This is a genomic window from Kribbella sp. CA-247076 (genome assembly GCF_050942445.1).
GTDB lineage: Bacteria > Actinomycetota > Actinomycetes > Propionibacteriales > Kribbellaceae > Kribbella.
In genome coordinates this window covers 1,881,005-1,896,756 of the sequence record NZ_CP192051.1, presented here as the reverse complement: position 1 = coordinate 1,896,756, position 15,752 = coordinate 1,881,005, and the positions used below count along the sequence as shown (strand labels likewise).

Annotated in this window: 14 protein-coding genes and 2 pseudogenes; 8 read left to right on the top strand and 8 right to left on the bottom strand. The window is 68.3% G+C overall.

Going from position 1 to position 15,752, the window contains the following annotated elements:
- Positions 1–46 precede the first annotated feature (46 nt).
- From ACQPYZ_RS09180 to ACQPYZ_RS09165, 4 genes are read right to left on the bottom strand one after another with little or no spacing between them, the layout of a single operon-like run.
- Positions 47–1,732 carry an ABC transporter substrate-binding protein gene (locus ACQPYZ_RS09180; RefSeq protein ID WP_433167009.1) on the bottom strand — a complete coding sequence of 562 codons (1,686 nt, stop codon included), beginning with the start codon at positions 1,730–1,732 and terminating at the stop codon, positions 47–49.
- Between the two features lie 35 nt (positions 1,733–1,767).
- The gene (locus ACQPYZ_RS09175) at positions 1,768–2,718 is read right to left on the bottom strand and encodes a carbohydrate ABC transporter permease (protein WP_433167008.1); all 951 of its coding nucleotides are present in this window, start codon (positions 2,716–2,718) and stop codon (positions 1,768–1,770) included.
- Positions 2,715–3,707, bottom strand: a complete 993-nt coding sequence (locus tag ACQPYZ_RS09170; RefSeq protein ID WP_433167007.1) for an ABC transporter permease — start codon at positions 3,705–3,707, stop codon at positions 2,715–2,717. Before ACQPYZ_RS09170 ends, ACQPYZ_RS09175 begins: the two co-directional genes overlap by 4 nt.
- 25 nt (positions 3,708–3,732) lie before the next feature.
- Positions 3,733–6,108 (bottom strand): glycoside hydrolase family 95 protein, encoded by a 2,376-nt coding sequence (locus ACQPYZ_RS09165; RefSeq protein ID WP_433167006.1) that lies wholly within the window; start codon positions 6,106–6,108, stop codon positions 3,733–3,735.
- 142 nt (positions 6,109–6,250) lie between these two features.
- Between ACQPYZ_RS09165 and ACQPYZ_RS09160 the strand changes: the two genes are divergently transcribed.
- From ACQPYZ_RS09160 to ACQPYZ_RS09150, 3 genes are read left to right on the top strand one after another with little or no spacing between them, the layout of a single operon-like run.
- Positions 6,251–7,564: an L-fuconate dehydratase gene (locus ACQPYZ_RS09160; RefSeq protein WP_433167005.1), complete on the top strand. Its 1,314-nt coding sequence runs from the start codon at positions 6,251–6,253 to the stop codon at positions 7,562–7,564.
- A 17-nt stretch (positions 7,565–7,581) separates the two neighbouring features.
- Positions 7,582–8,310, top strand: a complete 729-nt coding sequence (locus ACQPYZ_RS09155; RefSeq protein WP_433167004.1) for a FadR/GntR family transcriptional regulator — start codon at positions 7,582–7,584, stop codon at positions 8,308–8,310.
- A 38-nt stretch (positions 8,311–8,348) separates the two neighbouring features.
- Positions 8,349–8,831, top strand: a complete 483-nt coding sequence (locus ACQPYZ_RS09150; protein ID WP_433167003.1) for a hypothetical protein — start codon at positions 8,349–8,351, stop codon at positions 8,829–8,831.
- 6 nt (positions 8,832–8,837) lie between these two features.
- On the opposite strand, the gene ACQPYZ_RS09145 is transcribed toward ACQPYZ_RS09150, so the two are convergent.
- On the bottom strand, positions 8,838–9,818 hold the full coding sequence (locus ACQPYZ_RS09145; RefSeq protein ID WP_433167002.1) for an alpha/beta hydrolase: 981 nt from the start codon (positions 9,816–9,818) through the stop codon (positions 8,838–8,840).
- A gap of 99 nt (positions 9,819–9,917) precedes the next feature.
- On the opposite strand from ACQPYZ_RS09145, the gene ACQPYZ_RS09140 reads away from it, so the two are divergent.
- A complete protein-coding gene (locus tag ACQPYZ_RS09140; protein WP_433167001.1) occupies positions 9,918–10,622 on the top strand; it encodes a hypothetical protein in 705 nt (234 codons plus the stop codon).
- Here ACQPYZ_RS09140 and ACQPYZ_RS09135 read toward each other — a convergent pair.
- Complete coding sequence (locus tag ACQPYZ_RS09135; RefSeq protein ID WP_433167000.1) at positions 10,543–10,899, bottom strand: response regulator transcription factor; 357 nt, start codon at positions 10,897–10,899, stop codon at positions 10,543–10,545. The two genes, ACQPYZ_RS09140 and ACQPYZ_RS09135, sit on opposite strands and share 80 nt — an antisense overlap.
- Between ACQPYZ_RS09135 and ACQPYZ_RS09130 the strand changes: the two genes are divergently transcribed.
- Both ACQPYZ_RS09130 and ACQPYZ_RS09125 read left to right on the top strand, forming a co-directional pair.
- Positions 10,843–11,376, top strand: a complete 534-nt coding sequence (locus ACQPYZ_RS09130) for a maleylpyruvate isomerase N-terminal domain-containing protein (protein ID WP_433166999.1) — start codon at positions 10,843–10,845, stop codon at positions 11,374–11,376. The genes ACQPYZ_RS09135 and ACQPYZ_RS09130 overlap by 57 nt on opposite strands.
- Positions 11,373–12,302 carry an alpha/beta hydrolase gene (locus tag ACQPYZ_RS09125; protein WP_433166998.1) on the top strand — a complete coding sequence of 310 codons (930 nt, stop codon included), beginning with the start codon at positions 11,373–11,375 and terminating at the stop codon, positions 12,300–12,302. The genes ACQPYZ_RS09130 and ACQPYZ_RS09125 overlap by 4 nt, the downstream gene beginning before the upstream one ends.
- 254 nt (positions 12,303–12,556) lie before the next feature.
- Here ACQPYZ_RS09125 and ACQPYZ_RS09120 read toward each other — a convergent pair.
- Positions 12,557–13,141, bottom strand: a pseudogene (locus ACQPYZ_RS09120) (LysR family transcriptional regulator); the annotation flags it as partial.
- A gap of 92 nt (positions 13,142–13,233) precedes the next feature.
- Here ACQPYZ_RS09120 and ACQPYZ_RS09115 point away from each other — a divergent pair.
- Positions 13,234–13,764: a dihydrofolate reductase family protein gene (locus ACQPYZ_RS09115; protein WP_433166997.1), complete on the top strand. Its 531-nt coding sequence runs from the start codon at positions 13,234–13,236 to the stop codon at positions 13,762–13,764.
- Positions 13,765–13,771: 7 nt separating this feature from the next.
- On the opposite strand, the gene ACQPYZ_RS09110 is transcribed toward ACQPYZ_RS09115, so the two are convergent.
- Positions 13,772–14,701: a hypothetical protein gene (locus tag ACQPYZ_RS09110; RefSeq protein WP_433166996.1), complete on the bottom strand. Its 930-nt coding sequence runs from the start codon at positions 14,699–14,701 to the stop codon at positions 13,772–13,774.
- Between the two features lie 119 nt (positions 14,702–14,820).
- Between ACQPYZ_RS09110 and ACQPYZ_RS09105 the strand changes: the two are divergent.
- Positions 14,821–15,530, top strand: a pseudogene (locus ACQPYZ_RS09105) (2OG-Fe(II) oxygenase).
- Positions 15,531–15,752 lie beyond the last annotated feature (222 nt).

The following is a 15,752-nucleotide window of genomic DNA, read 5'->3' as shown; positions in this document are numbered from 1 at the left end:
GGGAAACGGCGGCGGCCGTGACTACAGCCGCCGCCGAACGCGATGGCTACTTGCCGGGCATCTTGTCGTACGCCGTCTGCTGGATCTCGAGGTAGCGCTTCAGACCCAGGCCCTCGAGGCCCTTGACGTAGGCGTCCCAGTCGGTCTCGATGTTCTTCGAGCCGGTGATGAACTGCAGAGAGTTCTGCTGCACGAAATTGTCGATGTTCGTCTGCAGCGTCGCGACCTCGGTCGCGAGCGACGGGTCGATCCACACCTTCCAGAACGGGTAGGTCTTCGACTTGTCTTCCTTGCCCTCGTAGAGCTTGGTGGCCTCGAACAGGCGCCGCTCGTACCCAGCCTGGCTGTAGATGTCGGTCGCGATCGCCTCGGAGTTCCGGAACTTCTCGGTGTTGTTGTACTGCGCCATCGCTGTCCAGTCGTCGTTCAGCGGAGCCGCACCGGGTTTCTGCGGGATCTGCTTGAACGTCGGCTTCAGTGACTTGTCGAGCGCCACGTCCCCAGGCTGTGGCTTCATCCAGGACTTGCCCTCGGTGCCGAACTGCCCGTTGATCTGACCCTCGTCGGTGAAGATGTAGTCGAGCAGCCTGATCGCCTGGATCTGCTCCTCCTGCGTGGCCTTGTTCGTCAGCACGAACGTCGCACCCGGCGCGCTCGGGAAGTTGTACCCGGTGTGGTTCACTCCCTGAGGACCGGTGAGCGGCGGCACCGCGTCGTACTGCTTGTCGCGACCGTCGGGCAAGCCGATGGTGACCGCCTCGCCCAGGTGCAGGACGGTGGTCGAACCGAGCATCGGTACCTTGCCGCCGTCACCCTGCTGCGTCAGCGCGTCCGGGTTCTGGGTGAACGCGCCCTTGTCGATCAGCCCTTCCTTGTAGAGCGAGTTCAGGTACTTGAGCCCTTCGCGCCAACCGTCCTTGTTGGCCTGCACGTCGACCTTGCCGTCGTTCAGGACCAGGGTCGAGTTGTTGTAACCGCTGGCGCCCTGCGGGTTGTAGATGAAGGCGTTCATGAAGTACGGGATCAGCGCGCTCCGCACGCTGGCGGTCAGCGGGATCTCGTCCGCCTTTCCGTTCCCGTTCGGGTCCTGTGTCTTGAACGCCCGCAGCACCTTGACCATGTCCTCGGTGGTCTTCGGCTGCTCGAGCCCGAGCTTCTTCAGCCAGGTGCTGTTCATCCACAGCTTGCCCTGGTACGAGCAGTGGTAGCAGTCGACCCATTGCGGCAGGCCGTAGATCTTGCCGTCCGGCGCCGTCGCCATCGCCTTCCACTCCGGCTCCGCGTCGAGGGCCTTCTTGATGTTCGGCCCGTACTGCTCGATCAGCTGATTCAGCGGTACGACGACACCCTGGTTGCCCAGCTTCAGCAGTTCGGTCGGGGTGAACTGGTCGACCCACGGGATCAGCATGTACACGTCCGGGTAGTCGCCACTGGCCAGCGAGATCTGCCGCTTCTCCTTGGCCGGGCCGGCATCGAACGTGCTGGTCTGCCACTTGAAGGTGATGTTGAACTTCTGGCTCATCTTCTTGGTGAACTCGTTCGTGGCGAGGTTCGTCTCCGCGCCCTGTGGCGCGAACACATCCAGTGTCACTTTCGGGTTGCCGGTCACGGTCGGCAGCGGCTTGCCCTCCTCCGCGGTCGTATCGGAGCCGCTGCACGCGGCCAGACCGAGTGCCAGTACGCCGAGTCCGGCGACCGCCGCCGCCCGGGTTCTCCTGAGCTGAGTTGTCATGTGTCCCTCACAGGGGGTAGAGATGGTGCGAAGGATCAGCCCTTGACGGCGCCGATCATGATTCCCTTGGTGAAGTAGCGCGCCACGAACGGGTAGATGAGCAGGACCGGAACGCTCGCGACCACGATCAGCGAGTACTTGAGCAGGTCAGCCAACTGCTGGCGTTGCAGGACGACCGATGCGTCGATCGCGCCGCCGCTGTAGGTGTTGAGGATGAGGATGTTGCGCAGCACGATCTGCAGCGGGAACAGATCCGGGTTCTTCAGATAGATCAGCGCGTCGAAGTACGAGTTCCACTGGAAGATGGCGTACATCAGCGCAATGACGGCGATCATCGGCTTGGCCAGCGGAATCACCACCGACCAGAGGAACCGCAGGTCGCCGCATCCGTCGAGCTGCGACGCTTCGACCAGCTCCTCGGGGATCACGGTCCGGAAGTACGTCCGCGCGATGATCACCTGCCAGACCCCGATCGCCTGCGGCACAATCAGTGCCCAACGGGTGTCCAGCAGTCCGGCTTGCTGGACCACGAGGTACGTCGGGATCAGGCCGCCGGTGAACAGCATCGTGAACAGGATCAGGCTCATCACCAGGTTCCGCCCGACCAGCGTCCGGCGTGACATCGGATACGCGATCGCGATCGTCATCACGACGCTGACCAGCGTGCCGACCACCGTGTAGAACAGGGAGTTCGCATAACCCCGGAGTACCTGAGGGTTCTCGAACACCGCTTCGTAGCCGCGCAGCGAGAACTCCACCGGCCAGAACAGCACCCGGCCGGACGACACCGCCTCGGGGCTGCTGAACGAACTCGCCACGATGTACACCAGCGGGAGCAGAACGATCAGCAGGAACACCGTGAGCAGCAGGTACACGCAGAACATGAACATCCGGTCCGTGCGCGAATCCCGAATCCGCCGCGCCTTGGCCGCCCGGCGCTCGCTGCGGGCGGTCGCTCGCGTGATCACCTCGCCCCGCGCGCTCATGACCACAGCCCGTTTCCGGTGATGCGCTTGGCGATCATGTTGACCCCCAGCAGCAGGACCAGGTTGATGACGGAGTTGAACAGGCCGACGGCGGTCGCCAGGCTGAAGTCGGCGTTCAGCAAGCCGGTCTTGTACACGTAGGTCGCGATGATCTCGGACTCGCTGAGATTCAACGGGTTCTGCAGCAGGAACGCCTTCTCGAACCCGATCGCCATGATGTTGCCGACAGCAAGCACCAGGATGATCACCGCGGTCGGCATGATCCCCGGCAGATCCACGTTCCGGATCCGCTGCCACCGGTTGGCGCCGTCGATCTTGGCCGACTCGTGCAACGCCGGGTCGGCCCCGGCCAGCGCCGCCAGGTAGATCACCGCCGAGTACCCGGTGGTCTGCCACACGTCGGACCACACATAGATGTGCCGGAAGTAGTCCGGGTTGCCGAGGAAGTCGATCGCCGGCACGCCGAAGAGTCCGATGGCATCGTTGACGAGGCCCACCCGCGGCGACAGCATCAGGATCGTCATCGACACCACGACCACGGTCGAGATGAAGTACGGCGCGTACGTCACCAGCTGGACCGTCTTCTTGAACAGGCCCACGCGGATCTCGTTCAGCGCCAGCGCCAGGATGATCGCCAGCGGGAAACTGGCCGCGACCGTGTACACCGACAGCAGGAACGTGTTCTTCACCAACGTCCAGAACACCGGGTTCTGGAAGAACAGCTCGAAGTTCTGCCAACCGACCCACGGACTGCCCCAGATGCCCCTGACCACGTTGTAGTTCTTGAACGCGAGCACGGCGTTGGCCATCGGGATGTACTTGAACACCACGAACCAGATCAGCGGCACGACCATCAGGAGGTAGAGGGTCCAGTGCCGGCGCAGGCTACGCCGCAGACCGGTCAGCGTGGTGCGTTCGCGCCGGCGGCGTCGACGCTCCGGAGCCGGTGCTTCGCCGATGCTCGGCGGAATTCTCGTCAGGGTTGCCATCGGACCTCCTCCTCCGGACGGGTGATCAGGTCGTGCTGAACCGGTGGCCGACGCCGGCCGTCAGGCGGATCGGCAGTCGCTCGGAGCCGTACCGGACGATCCGTTCCTGATCGCGGTCGGCGGTCAGCACGGCCTCGAGCCCGTGCGGTGTCCACGCGATGTCGACGACGAGGCGGCCACGAGCCCGGAGTCCGGTGACGCGTCCGCTCGGCCATTCGGCCGGCAGCGCCGGCAGCAGCTCGACCTCGCCGGCGTGACTCTGCAGCAGCATCTCCGCGATCCCCGCCGTTACGCCGAAGTTGCCGTCGATCTGGAACGGCGGATGGGCGCAGAAGAGGTTCGGGTAGACGCCGGCGCCGCTGCCGACGTGGCCCTCGGCCTGGTCGTCGGCCGGCCGGAGGAACGCCCGGACCAGGCGATGCGCGGCCGTCTCGTCCCGGAGGCGGGCCCGCAGGCAGACCTTCCACGCGAGCGACCAGCCGGTCGCCTCGTCACCGCGGAGGTCGAGCGAACGCGCGGCCGCGGCGGCCAGGTCGGGCGTGCCGTCCGGGGTGATCGCATCTGCGGGATGCAGGCCGGTCAGGTGAGACATGTGCCGGTGGTGCGGATCCTCCTCGCGCAGGTCGGCGGCCCACTCCTGCAACTGGCCGCCGGCACCGATCCGCGGATCGGGGATGCGCTTGCGGGCCGTCGACAGCTCGGCCACGAGCGGGTCCACGACGTCGAGGAGCTCTGCGGCCCGCTCGACGCGCAGGAACAGGTCCGAGATCAGCGCGAGGTCCATCGTCGACGACTCGGTGACCGAGGCGGGCTGTCCGCCGTCGGCGAGGTAGTCGTTCTCCGGCGACGTCGACGGCGCCGTACCCAGACTTCCGTCCGGCAGCTCGACCAGCCAGTCGAGACAGAACTCCGCCGCGCGCCGCAGGACCGGCCAGGACCCGCCCAGGAACGTCAGGTCCCCGGTGAACTCGTGGTGGTCCCACAGGTGACGGACGAGCCAGGCGCCGGCCATCGGCCAGTTCGACCAGCGTGGATCGCCCTCGACGGGCAAGGTCCAGCACCAGGCGTCTGCGTTGTGGTGGGCGGTCCAGCCGGCACAGCCGTAGCGCTCGCGAGCAGTACGCCGTCCGGCCTGGGCGAGCTGATCGATAAACCGGAGCAGCGGCTCGTGGCACTCGGAGAGATTGGTGGTCTCCGCGGGCCAGTAGTTCATCTCGGTGTTGATGTTGACCGTGTAGTTCGAGCTCCACGGCGGCCGCAGGATGTCGTTCCAGATCCCCTGCAGGTTGGTCGGCAGTCCACCGGGCCGCGAGCTCGCCACCATCAGATAGCGGCCGTAGTTGAAGATCAGCGCGGCCAGGGCAGGGTCTTCGACGTCAACCGCCCGGGCCACCCGTACGTCGGTCGGCACCGCGGACTGCTCCGCCGGGCCGGCCAGCTCCAGCGACGCCCGCCTGTACAGTCGCCGGTGATCTGCCTGATGGTCGGCCAGCAGCCGGTCGTACTCGCGTTCGCGCGCCGCTGACACGATCCGGTCCGCGATCGACCAGCACTCTTCCGCCGTCCGGGTCGGCGTGGTGAACGGACCGTCGTACCCCGTGGCGGTCGAGAGGATCAGGGTGATCTCCGTTGCGCCCACTACCGTGAGCTCGCTGTCGTTCGACCGGATCTCACCGTCGCTCATGGCGCGGAGGGCGATGGCGGCAGCCATTCCGCGGTCGGCGCCGTCGGAGTACCGGACGGGCTCGGGTACGTCGCGGTGTGGCGGCGCGACGTCCGCGGGAGCCTGCAGGAGCAGCCCGAGTCCGTGCTCGGCGGCGTACGGGTGCGACCGCAGCTGCGACGTCAGCCGGCAGGTCAGCGCCAGCACAGGTTCGGACGCGGTGAGTCGCTGAACCAGTACGCCGTCCGGCGCGCTGACGAAGACCTCCTGCCGAACCGCCACTCCCCCGAGGTCGAACTCCGACGTGGCGACCGCAGCATCGAGATCGAGCTCCCGACGGTACTGCGCCACGTCGTCCGAGGCCGGCGTGACACCGTCGATCCGGATCTCGCTCAGCAGATCGCCGAGCGGCAGGAACGCCTGCGAATAGCCCGAGTGGAATCCCCGCGCCAACTCGTGCGCCCGCCGGACGTCACCCGCCCGGAGCGCGTCGCGCACCGCCTGTACGGCCTCGGCACCGGTAGCGCCGAGCGGAGTGGACAGCAGCCGCGCGGTCTCGGGACTGCCCGACCACAGCGTCTCGTCGTTCAGCCCGATCCGGTCCGTGCCGACACCGCCGAAGCACATCGCCCCGATCCGGCCGTTGCCGAGCGGCAGCGCCTCCAGCCAGGCGGCAGCCGGCCGGTCGTAGTACAGCCGCTGGCCACCGGCGCGGTCCGAGCTCACCAGGTTGCCCATCCCAGAGTCCTCCGTCGGGGGTGACGAGGTATTGATCCCATGATTTTTCGGGATCGTAGCCTCAGTCTCGACCTTGGTCCATACTGAACGGCATCAAAGCTGCCAAAAGATCCCACCTATTGATCAGGATGAGGGGCCCGCCATGCCATGCATCACCTCGGTGGAGGTCATCGACGTCCGCTTCCCGACCTCGCTGACCCGAGACGGATCCGATGCGATGAACAAGGACGGCGACTACTCGGCGGCGTACGTCGTCCTGCACACGGAGGACCCGGAGCTGACCGGGTACGGCTTCACCTTCACCATCGGCCGCGGCAACGACCTGTGCGTGGCCGCCGCGGCTCAGCGTGGCGAGCCGCTGGTCGGCCGAGACGTCGACGAGCTCTGTGGGGATCTCGGCGGGATCTACCGGGAACTGCAGTCGGACAGCCAGTTGCGCTGGCTCGGCCCGGACAAGGGGGTCGTCCACCTGGCTCTCGCCGCGGTGATGAACGCGGTGTGGGATCTCGCCGCCCGGCGGGCCGGCGTACCGCTGTGGCGACTGCTGGCCGAGATGTCACCCGCACAACTCGTCGAGGCTGCGGATCTGCGCTACTTGACCGACGTACTCACGCCGGAACAGGCCATCACCCTGCTCACCCGGCAAGAAGCGGGCCGCAAGCAACGAATCCGGGAGCTGGAGCTCTCCGGCTACCCGTGCTACACCACCTCGGCCGGATGGCTCGGGTACTCCGACGCCAAGCTGCGCAGGCTCTGCGAGGAGGCCGTTGCCTCCGGCTACAAACACGTCAAGCTGAAGGTAGGCGCCGACCTGGCCGATGACATCCGTCGCTGCGGTATCGCCCGCGAGGTCCTCGGACCGGACGGTCATCTTATGATCGACGCCAACCAGGTCTGGGACGTCCCGCAGGCCATTGAGTGGGTCAAGGCCCTGGCCGAGTTCGAGCCGCTGTGGATCGAGGAACCGACCAGTCCGGACGACATCCTCGGTCACGCCGCCATCCGCAAGGCGGTGGCACCCATCGGCGTGGCGACCGGTGAGCACGGGATGAACCGGGTGCTGTTCAAGCAGCTGTTCCAGGCCGGCGCGATCGACTATTGCCAGCTCGACGCGGCCCGGCTCGGAAGCGTCAACGAGGTGCTCGCGGTCTACCTCCTCGCAGCCTGGTTTGACGTACCGGTCTGCCCGCACGCCGGCGGGGTCGGTCTGTGCGAGCTCGTCCAGCACCTCGCGATCTTCGACTACGTCGCCGTTTCCGGCAGCCTCGACCGCCGGGTCACGGAGTACGTCGACCATCTGCACGAGCACTTCGTCGACCCCTGCGTGGTCCGTGACGGCGCGTACGTCCTGCCGACCGCCCCGGGCTACAGTGCCGAGATGCACAGGGAGTCCTTCCAGACCTACCAGTTCCCGGACGGCACCTACTGGGCGTCGCGCGCGGACGCACGTCCATGACGCCGGGCAAGGTGGCTGTGCCACCCCGTTCCCCGGGCGTCTCGCAGACCGACGTGGTCGTCCAGAGCATCCGGCAGATGATCATCGAGGGCCGGCTCCGGCCGGGCGACCGGCTGCCGGTCGAGAAGGATCTCGCCGCCGCGTTCGGAGTCTCGAGGAATCCCCTGCGTGAGGGTGTCCGGGCGCTGTCGATGATGGGCGTCCTCGAGACCCGGCAGGGCGACGGCACCTACGTCACCAACCTGGATCCCTCCATGCTGCTGGTGCCGATGGGATTCGTCGTCGACCTGCACGACGGCAGCGGGACGGTGCACCTGCACGCGGTACGCCGGATCCTCGAGACGGAGGCCGCCGCCGTCGCCGCGCTCCAGATCGGGACCGCGGCCCTGGAGGCCGCCGCCGAGCTGCTGCGCCTCAACGAGGCCGAGTTGACGCTCGACGAACCCAACCACGAGACCGTGATCGAGAACGACATCGCCTTCCACCGGATCATCGCGGAAGCGTCCGGCAACCCCGTCCTCGCCGCGCTGATTGACGCCCTGGGCGGGCGGACGATGCGCGACCGCCTGCGCCGGTCGATCTCCCAGCCCGGCGCCGACGAAACCGCCCACCGCGAGCACCTCTCGATCCTCGCCGCACTCACCGCCCATCAGCCGGACCGGGCCCGGATCCAGATGGCCGCCCACCTGTTCACCGTCGAGGACTACCTCCGCGAACGGGACACCCTGAACCCGATCACGAACTGAGCTCCGGAGACGGCCGCCTGATGTCCTAGTCTTCGCGCATGCGGAGGCTGGGGTGGATTGGCGTCGGGTGTTGTGTGGTCGCGTTCGTGGTGAGCGGCTACTTTCTCGTGCAGTTGATGGGCACCGTCCCTGGCTCGCCGGCGCCGGTGACCGACGGACCCGTGCGGCTCGACGAACCGGGGCTGACCATCTTCGCCTCCGACCGGGACGCGCTTCAGTCGTGTACGGCGAAGGACGCGAGCGGCACGTCGATCCCGTTGAAGGAACCGTCGCGGTCGGAGCAGTGGGACGACGCCGGCGACGTCTACTACGTGGTGGCGCACTCGGTGCAGGAGATCCCGGCCCAGACGGTCGAGGTCACCTGCACCGATCAGAACGCCAGCTACTACGTCGGCCGCCGACACACCGCCGACGTCTTCCTCGGCCCCGCCCTGAGCGCCCTCGGCTCGTTCTTCGGCCTGGGCGCCCTCGGCGCCGCCCTGATCGTCATCGACCAGCTCCGCCGAAAGCGGGCGACCTGATCAGGGTCAGGCGGCCCTGCGGAGGTGGGCGACGATGCCGTTGATGTCCTCGCGGAACATGTCCGGGCGGATCACGTGGCCGCCCGCCTCCTCGCGGAACTCGTGCCCGATCCCGGCCGCGTGCAGCGCCGCGCGGAACTCGCGGTGCCCCGCCAGGACCTGGGTCTCCTGGATGTAGTTCATCGGGTCGCCGCCGGGACTGGTGCCGGCGACCAGGAAGATCCGCTTGCCGCGATACCGCTCGATGTTCTGCATCGCGTTGTCCGCGGTGACGCGAGCCTCGTCCCACGGAACGCCGTACACGGTGCCGCCGTTCAGTTCGACCGCGGCCGAGGACGCGTTCGCCCAGTGGCCCACCAGGCCGAGGTCGCGGCGGATGCTGGCCGGACCGGAGTGCGAGCTGACGGAGGCGAAGTGGCCGGAGTATTTCGCGGCGTACTTCAGCGCCCCGAAGCCACCCATCGAGAAGCCGGAGACGGCCCGGCCGGCGGGTTCGCGGTACACCCGGAAGTTCTGCTCGATCCACGGCAGCAGTTGGTTCAGATGGAAGGTCTCGTAGTTCCGCGGACCGGCGTTCGTGCTGACCGGGTTCGAGTACCAGCCGGCCTTGCCGCCGTCCGGCATGACCACGACGATCGGCTTGCCCGCGGTCCACTCCCGGACACCGTGCCGGTCGAAGGTGATGAAGTCCTGCAGTCCGCCGTGCAGCAGGTAGAGGACCGGATAGGTCTGACCGCTGGTGTGGTAGCCGTCCGGCAGCAGCACGTTGACCGCCGGCTGATAGCTGAGCTCCGCGGTCTGGAACCGGTAGAACCACATCCGCGGATCGGTCTCGCCGCGCTGGACGATGTGCAGGCCGTGGCCGTCGTCGGCCGCACTGGCGGACGACGAGGTCGCCAGGATCGTGCCGGCGCCGAGGCCGGCCGCGACGCTCAGGCCGCCGGCGCCCTTCAGTATGGCTCTCCGGCTGGGGCGGTACTCACTCACCATGATCTCCTTGGGGAGGTGACAGTCGTTGATCACCGTAGGTAACGGTGCATGTCTAAGTTAGTACCATAATTTAGGGGTCACGGGACAAGGAGAGACGTGGCAACCAGGCCCAAGACCGGCGGGCGGCAGGCGCAGATCACGCTCGCGGACATCGAGCGCGAGGGCGTGCGGCTCGGGCTCGCCAAGCTGACCGTCAACGGGGTCGCGAGCGCGCTCGGCGTGACCCCGACCGCGCTCTACCGGCACGTCGACGGCAGACCGGGCCTCGACGCGCTGGTCGGCGAAACGATCCTGGCCGGCCTGCACGTGACCGACGACCCAGACCACGGCGTCGAGGAGCACCTGCTGTCGTTCGCCCAGCAGATCCGGGCGTTCCTGCTCGACCACCCGGGCCTGGCGACGTACATGCAGACGCTCTTTCCGCGTGGCGCCTCCGGCGTACGGCTGCAGCGGGAGGCGATCGAAGCACTCGGTCGGCGCGGCTACACCCCGGCCGGCGGGATGATGATGTCCGGGACCGTCGCCTCACTCGCGATCAACCTGACCGCCGCGGAGGAGCACCACCGCCCGTACCATGAGGGCCCGCACACCCGTGAGCTCGAGAAGGTCTACGCGCTCCTCGCCGCCGACGAGACTCTCGCCGCGGCCCACACCGGGCTCCCCCAGATCAGCAGCGAAGCGTACTTCCGGATGGTTATGACCGGCTGCATTCGCGGTCTCGTCACGGCTGCGCCGCCGGGGCGGGCGGTGACGGAGGTCCTGGCTGACCTCGGTCTGGAGTCGCCGCGCTCAGGTGCGTGAGTACGGCGAGGACGCGACGGTGGCCGTCGTCGGACTCGGGGAGCGCGAGCTTGCTGAAGACGTGCCGGACGTGCGCCTCGACCGTGCGTTCGGACAGGAACAGGCGGCGGGCGATCCCGCTGTTCGTCAGGCCCTCGCCAGGGTCGACCGTTAGATTGTTGGATTGCAGAGATTCGTCAATCGACACGCACGGCAGCGGCCGGGCTGGTTGGCTCCGGGTATGCGTACAGCGACTACTTCCCCGGGCGAGGCGGCCCGGCTGCTGCGGGCCGACCATCAACTGCTGATCGACCGGATCGACGGGCTGACCGAGACCGAGCTCCGGGCGCCGTACCGCGTGGTGTCCGGACCGCTCGGCCACTTCTGCGACTCGTTGCACGACCTGACCGCGCACATCCTGATGTGGGACGAGATCACCCTCGCCGTACTCCGCGACGCGGCCGCCGGCCGGGTGCACTGGAGCATCGATCCGCGCTGGGAGACGGCCGACGCGGGCAGCGCCCTGAACGTCGGCGGGGTCGAGGCCGGCCGGCACATCCCGTCCGCTCTCCTCGTGCACCGCTTCCACAGTGTGGCCGACGCACTCGTCGCCGAGCTCCGGCAGTACGACGAGACCTCGTGGCACGACCCGTCGACCGGCGGCGGGTACGACGGGAGCATCGGAGCGCTGGCCGAGTACGCCGCGACTCCACCGGACGGCGCGTTGTTCGGGCACGCCGCCCGCCATCTCAAGCCGGTACAGGTGCCCGCATGACGGTCGTGAGCCGGCCCGAGTTCAAGGCCGAAACTGATGCGCTGCTGGCCTTCTTCGCCGACCAGCCCGACGGTCCCGACCTGGATCCGTACGAGGCGTTGCTGCTCGACCGCGAGCAACTTCCCGATCCGGCGCTGGCGGGCGTGTGCGATCCGGACACACGCTCCAAGGACGTCACCATCCGCGGATTGCCAGCCCGCGTCTACCACCCGGCCACAGAGGAGCCCAGGCCGGTGGTGCTGTGGTTGCACGGCGGTGGCTTCATCGGCGGAGACCTGCGCGACATCGAGGCAGCGACCTCCGGGATCGCTGCCGCAGGCAACGTCATCGTTGTCTCACTCAACTACCGGCTCGCGCCCGAACACCCTTATCCGGCGGCGCTGCACGACGTCCGCGACGCGCTCGCGTGGATCCGTGACCACCGCGCGGAGCTCAACGGTGACGGCCGGATCGCGGTCGGCGGCCAGAGCGCCGGCGGAGCACTCGCGGCCGGAGCGTGCCTGCTCGCTCGGGACGAAGGAGGTGTGCTGCCCGATCGGCAGATCCTCTGCTATCCCAGTCTGGATCGCGACCAGGACACCGAGTCGTTCCGGCTCTTCGACGGCACGTTCCTCAGCATCGCGCCGGGCGGCTGGTCGTCCGCGCAGTACTTCCCGGCGGGCGAGCTGCCGGCCACCGCCGTACCCCTGCGGGCCTCGAGCCTCGCGGGTCTCCCACCGGCGCTCGTCCTGGCGGCAGGCCGCGATCCGTTGCGCGACGATGCCCGCAGCTACGCGGCCCGGCTGACGGCGGACGGCGTACCGGCGCGGCTGGTGGAGTACGCGGACACCATGCACGCGTTCCTCAACTTCCCGGCCGTGTTGTCGGCCGGGCGGCACGCGATCGAGCTCATCGCGGCGGATCTCCGGGAGGCGTTGCCTGCTTGAGGGCTTCGACGAAGGCAGCGGTCGCGGGCGGGTCCGGCGGTTCGCCGTACGTCGCGAGATAGATGCGCCGGACGGCGTCCGTCCTGGTCGCCTGCACGCCGTCCGCCTGGTGCCAGCGCAGCGCCATCCCCGGCATCGTCGCGACCCCCAGTCCGTGCGCGACGAACGCCTGCCGGACCATGATGTCGTCGCTGGGTGTAGGCGATCCGCGGGGTAAACCCGGCCTCGGCGCACAGCTCGACGAACTCCTGCCGGCAATGCACGCACCCGGCGATCCAGGCCGACTCCCGATGGTCGACCAGCGTCTCGCCGGTACGACGGCTGAGCAGGTAGACCGGGTCGTCGAGGAGATGGGTGTAGCGGATGCCGTCCGTCGGCGGCTCGTCGTCGTACCGGAAGACGATCGCGAGATCGAGCGTGCCGTCGCGGAGCTGTTGCTGCGCGACCACCGGGTGGACGTCGGTGAGCTCGAGCTCGATGTTCGGGTGCTGTTCGCGGAGTTCCGCGGCGGCCGGCGGGACCAGCACTGTCAGGGCCGAGGTGAACGCGCCGAGGCGGACCCGGCCGACCTCCAGCCCGATCAGCGCGGCCAACTCGGCGTCGGCCGCGTCGACCCGGCCGATGATCTCGGCCGCGCGACGGGCGAGCACCTGACCTTCAGGGGTCAGGCGGATCCCCCGGCCGACCTTCTGCACCAGCCGTGCCCCAGTGGCCGCCTCCAGCCGGGCGAGGTGGTGGCTGACCGTGGGCTGGGTGTAGTGCAACGCCTGCGCCGCGCCGGTCACGGACCCGTGCGCGGCGACCGCGGCGAGCACGCGGAGCCGGACGAGATCGAGCATGCATCGATCGTATCTATGCGTCCGCAGCCGGATTGGCATTGGACGCATGGGAGGGCGGGGCGGCAGGCTGCTGCGTGACGAAAGGAGCTCAGATGACCGGAAGCGTTGTCTGGCACATGACCATGTCACTCGACGGCTACATCGCCGGCCCGGGTGACACCCTGGACTGGTACTCGGTCAGCTCCGGGCCGCCGTCCGAGCTCGGCGACGAGGTCGCCCAGGCGGCCGGTGCGTTCCTGACCGGCGGGCGGCTGATCACCGAGGATTTCGACTTCGACAACAGCCGGCCATACGGCGACGACTGGCACGGGCGGACGTTCATCTACACGCACAAGGACCCGGCGACCGCGCCCCATCCGGATCTGACCTACTTGTCCGGTGACATCCGGGAGGTCGTCGCGACGGCCCTGGCCGGCGCGGACGGGAAGAACCTGACGGTCAGCGGCGGCACCGTTCCCGGCCTCTGCCTCGACGCCGGCCTGGTCGACGAGGTCGTCCTCCACTACCTGCCCGTCCTGCTCGGCGACGGGATCCCCTTCTACCGGAGTCCGGGAGCCGCCTACTCCGAGCTTGAGCTCGTTCGTGGCGACGGCCTGAACCTGCGGTTCCGCGTCAAGAAGTAGCTCGGTTTCAGTCCGGGTCGCCGTGGTTGGTGCGCGGGCTGAAGAACTTGGCGGGGTTGCCGGCGGCGCGGGCACCGGAGTCGAGCCACTGGGAGAAGGCGTCGGGGGCGCGGCGTTCGAGCTCGTCCAGGTACGCGTGGCGGTTGGCGATCACGATCAGGCGCTGCTCGTCTGTCGTACAACTCTGGAGCTCGGTGAAGCTGCGTCGCCAGGCTAGGCAAAGGTCCTCGTCGGTCAGGCCGCTCAGGTCGACCGGCTCGGGGGTCTTGGGCGCGATCGGCTCCTGCAGCGGCGGCGGCTCAGGTTTCGAGTGTTTCCGGCTGCTCCGTCCGGCCTTCCGCTCGCGGTCGCCGGCCTTGCGCTCGCGGTCGCCGGCCTTCCGCTCGCGGTCGTGTTTCGACTGCTTCCGGCCTGCGCGCTCGGGCTTGGTCTCTTCGCGGGACTCCTGCTCGGGCGTCGGTTCCTCCTTGCGGAGGTGCAGGTCGGGCCGGGGCTGCTCACGGAGGTCGCCTTCGGGCTCCTCGTTCAACTGCTCGATCCGAGGTGGCTGGGGCGACGCCGGGCGCCGTACTCGCTCGGCCAACTGAGGCCAGAACCAGCTGATGACAGGGGGCGAGGTGATGGCGAGGAGTACGGCCAACCACACCGTCGCCGAGCCGATCGCGGCGAGGAACCCGGCAACCGCCACCACGCAGACGCCGGCCTGGACGGCCGAGCGCAGTACGACCCGGACCAGCTCAGCAGGCGGTCGCTCCTGCGCCAGCCCGATACTCAGATGGATCGACGCGACCAGGGTCCCGCCCATCAGGAACGCGATGACGATCGTCGACAATCCGACGAACACGAAGGCCGTCACGAGGCCGAGCGCGACCAGCACCACCACTGCCGTCCGCCAGCCGCGGCGATACGATCCCCAACCGCTCTCCGCCATACTCATCAAGTTTCCCAGCCACGTCTCCCCCAACCGTCGCCCCACTCGCCGACCGCGTCAAGACGTGGAGGTGGAACTTCCACCCGCCGCCCTCACACGACGGCGAGCTGAACCGTTCCACCGGTATGGACAGATTTGCGCGACGCGTGGCGACAGCGGACTGGGACCAGGTGGCGACTGAGGTCGACGACCTCGGGTGCGCGCTGCTACCGCAACTGCTGACCCCGGCCGAAGCGGGTCGCATCGCCGGCCTGTACGACGACGCCGACCGGTTCCGGGCGACGGTCGACATGGCGCGGTACCGGTTCGGCGAGGGCGAGTACCGGTACTTCGACGCACCGTTCCCGGAGCCGGTCGAGTCGCTCCGGCAGGCGCTCTATCCGCGATTGTTGCCAATAGCAAGGGACTGGTACGCCAAGCTCGGCCGCGACGCCGAGTGGCCGGACACCCTGGACGAGTGGCTCGACATCTGCCACCGCGCCGGCCAGACCCGCCCGACCCCGATCCTGCTCCGCTACGGCCCCGGCGACTGGAACGCCCTGCACCGCGACCTGTACGGCGACAAGGTGTTCCCGCTGCAGGTCGTCATCAACCTCAACAACCCCGGCGTCGACCACACCGGCGGCGAGTTCCTCTTGGTCGAACAACGCCCACGAGCCCAGTCCCGCGGCACCGCCACCCTCATCCCCCACGGCCACGGTCTCGTCTTCACCACCCGCGACCGCCCCGCCAATCCACCCGAGGCTGGTCCGCCTCCCCCGTCCGCCACGGCGTCTCCCCCATCCGCACCGGCCACCGCCACACCCTAGGCCTCGTCTTCCACGACGCAAAGTAGTCCCAGACGCACACCCAAAGGACACCGCCTCCGGCGGCGGCTGTTCTCCTTGGCCGAGACTGATGGTTCGGGTCGGCGTGCTCGCGCGGATGAACTCTGGACGGCAGAAGGACCGCCTGCGGCGCCTGCGTGGTTGGACCCAGAATCGTTAGGCCGGTGGGCGCATCCACCGGAAGGCCTGTTTCACGCACCGCCACGCTTCCAAGCCTTCTCCATCCCTCC

Bases quoted from the DNA above. Each gene is read 5' to 3' on its own strand.
- ACQPYZ_RS09165 (WP_433167006.1), bottom strand. From the start codon at position 6,108: ATGGGCAACCTGGTGAGCTCGGACCGCGCCGGTGGCCAGCGGCTGTAC.
- ACQPYZ_RS09130 (WP_433166999.1), top strand. From the start codon at position 10,843: ATGCGTACAGCGACTACTTCCCCGGGCGAGGCGGCCCGGCTGCTGCGG.
- ACQPYZ_RS09115 (WP_433166997.1), top strand. From the start codon at position 13,234: ATGACCGGAAGCGTTGTCTGGCACATGACCATGTCACTCGACGGCTAC.
- ACQPYZ_RS09125 (WP_433166998.1), top strand. From the start codon at position 11,373: ATGACGGTCGTGAGCCGGCCCGAGTTCAAGGCCGAAACTGATGCGCTG.
- ACQPYZ_RS09150 (WP_433167003.1), top strand. From the start codon at position 8,349: ATGCGGAGGCTGGGGTGGATTGGCGTCGGGTGTTGTGTGGTCGCGTTC.
- ACQPYZ_RS09135 (WP_433167000.1), bottom strand. From the start codon at position 10,899: ATGGTCGGCCCGCAGCAGCCGGGCCGCCTCGCCCGGGGAAGTAGTCGC.
- ACQPYZ_RS09180 (WP_433167009.1), bottom strand. From the start codon at position 1,732: ATGACAACTCAGCTCAGGAGAACCCGGGCGGCGGCGGTCGCCGGACTC.
- ACQPYZ_RS09175 (WP_433167008.1), bottom strand. From the start codon at position 2,718: ATGAGCGCGCGGGGCGAGGTGATCACGCGAGCGACCGCCCGCAGCGAG.
- ACQPYZ_RS09160 (WP_433167005.1), top strand. From the start codon at position 6,251: ATGCCATGCATCACCTCGGTGGAGGTCATCGACGTCCGCTTCCCGACC.
- ACQPYZ_RS09170 (WP_433167007.1), bottom strand. From the start codon at position 3,707: ATGGCAACCCTGACGAGAATTCCGCCGAGCATCGGCGAAGCACCGGCT.
- ACQPYZ_RS09110 (WP_433166996.1), bottom strand. From the start codon at position 14,701: ATGAGTATGGCGGAGAGCGGTTGGGGATCGTATCGCCGCGGCTGGCGG.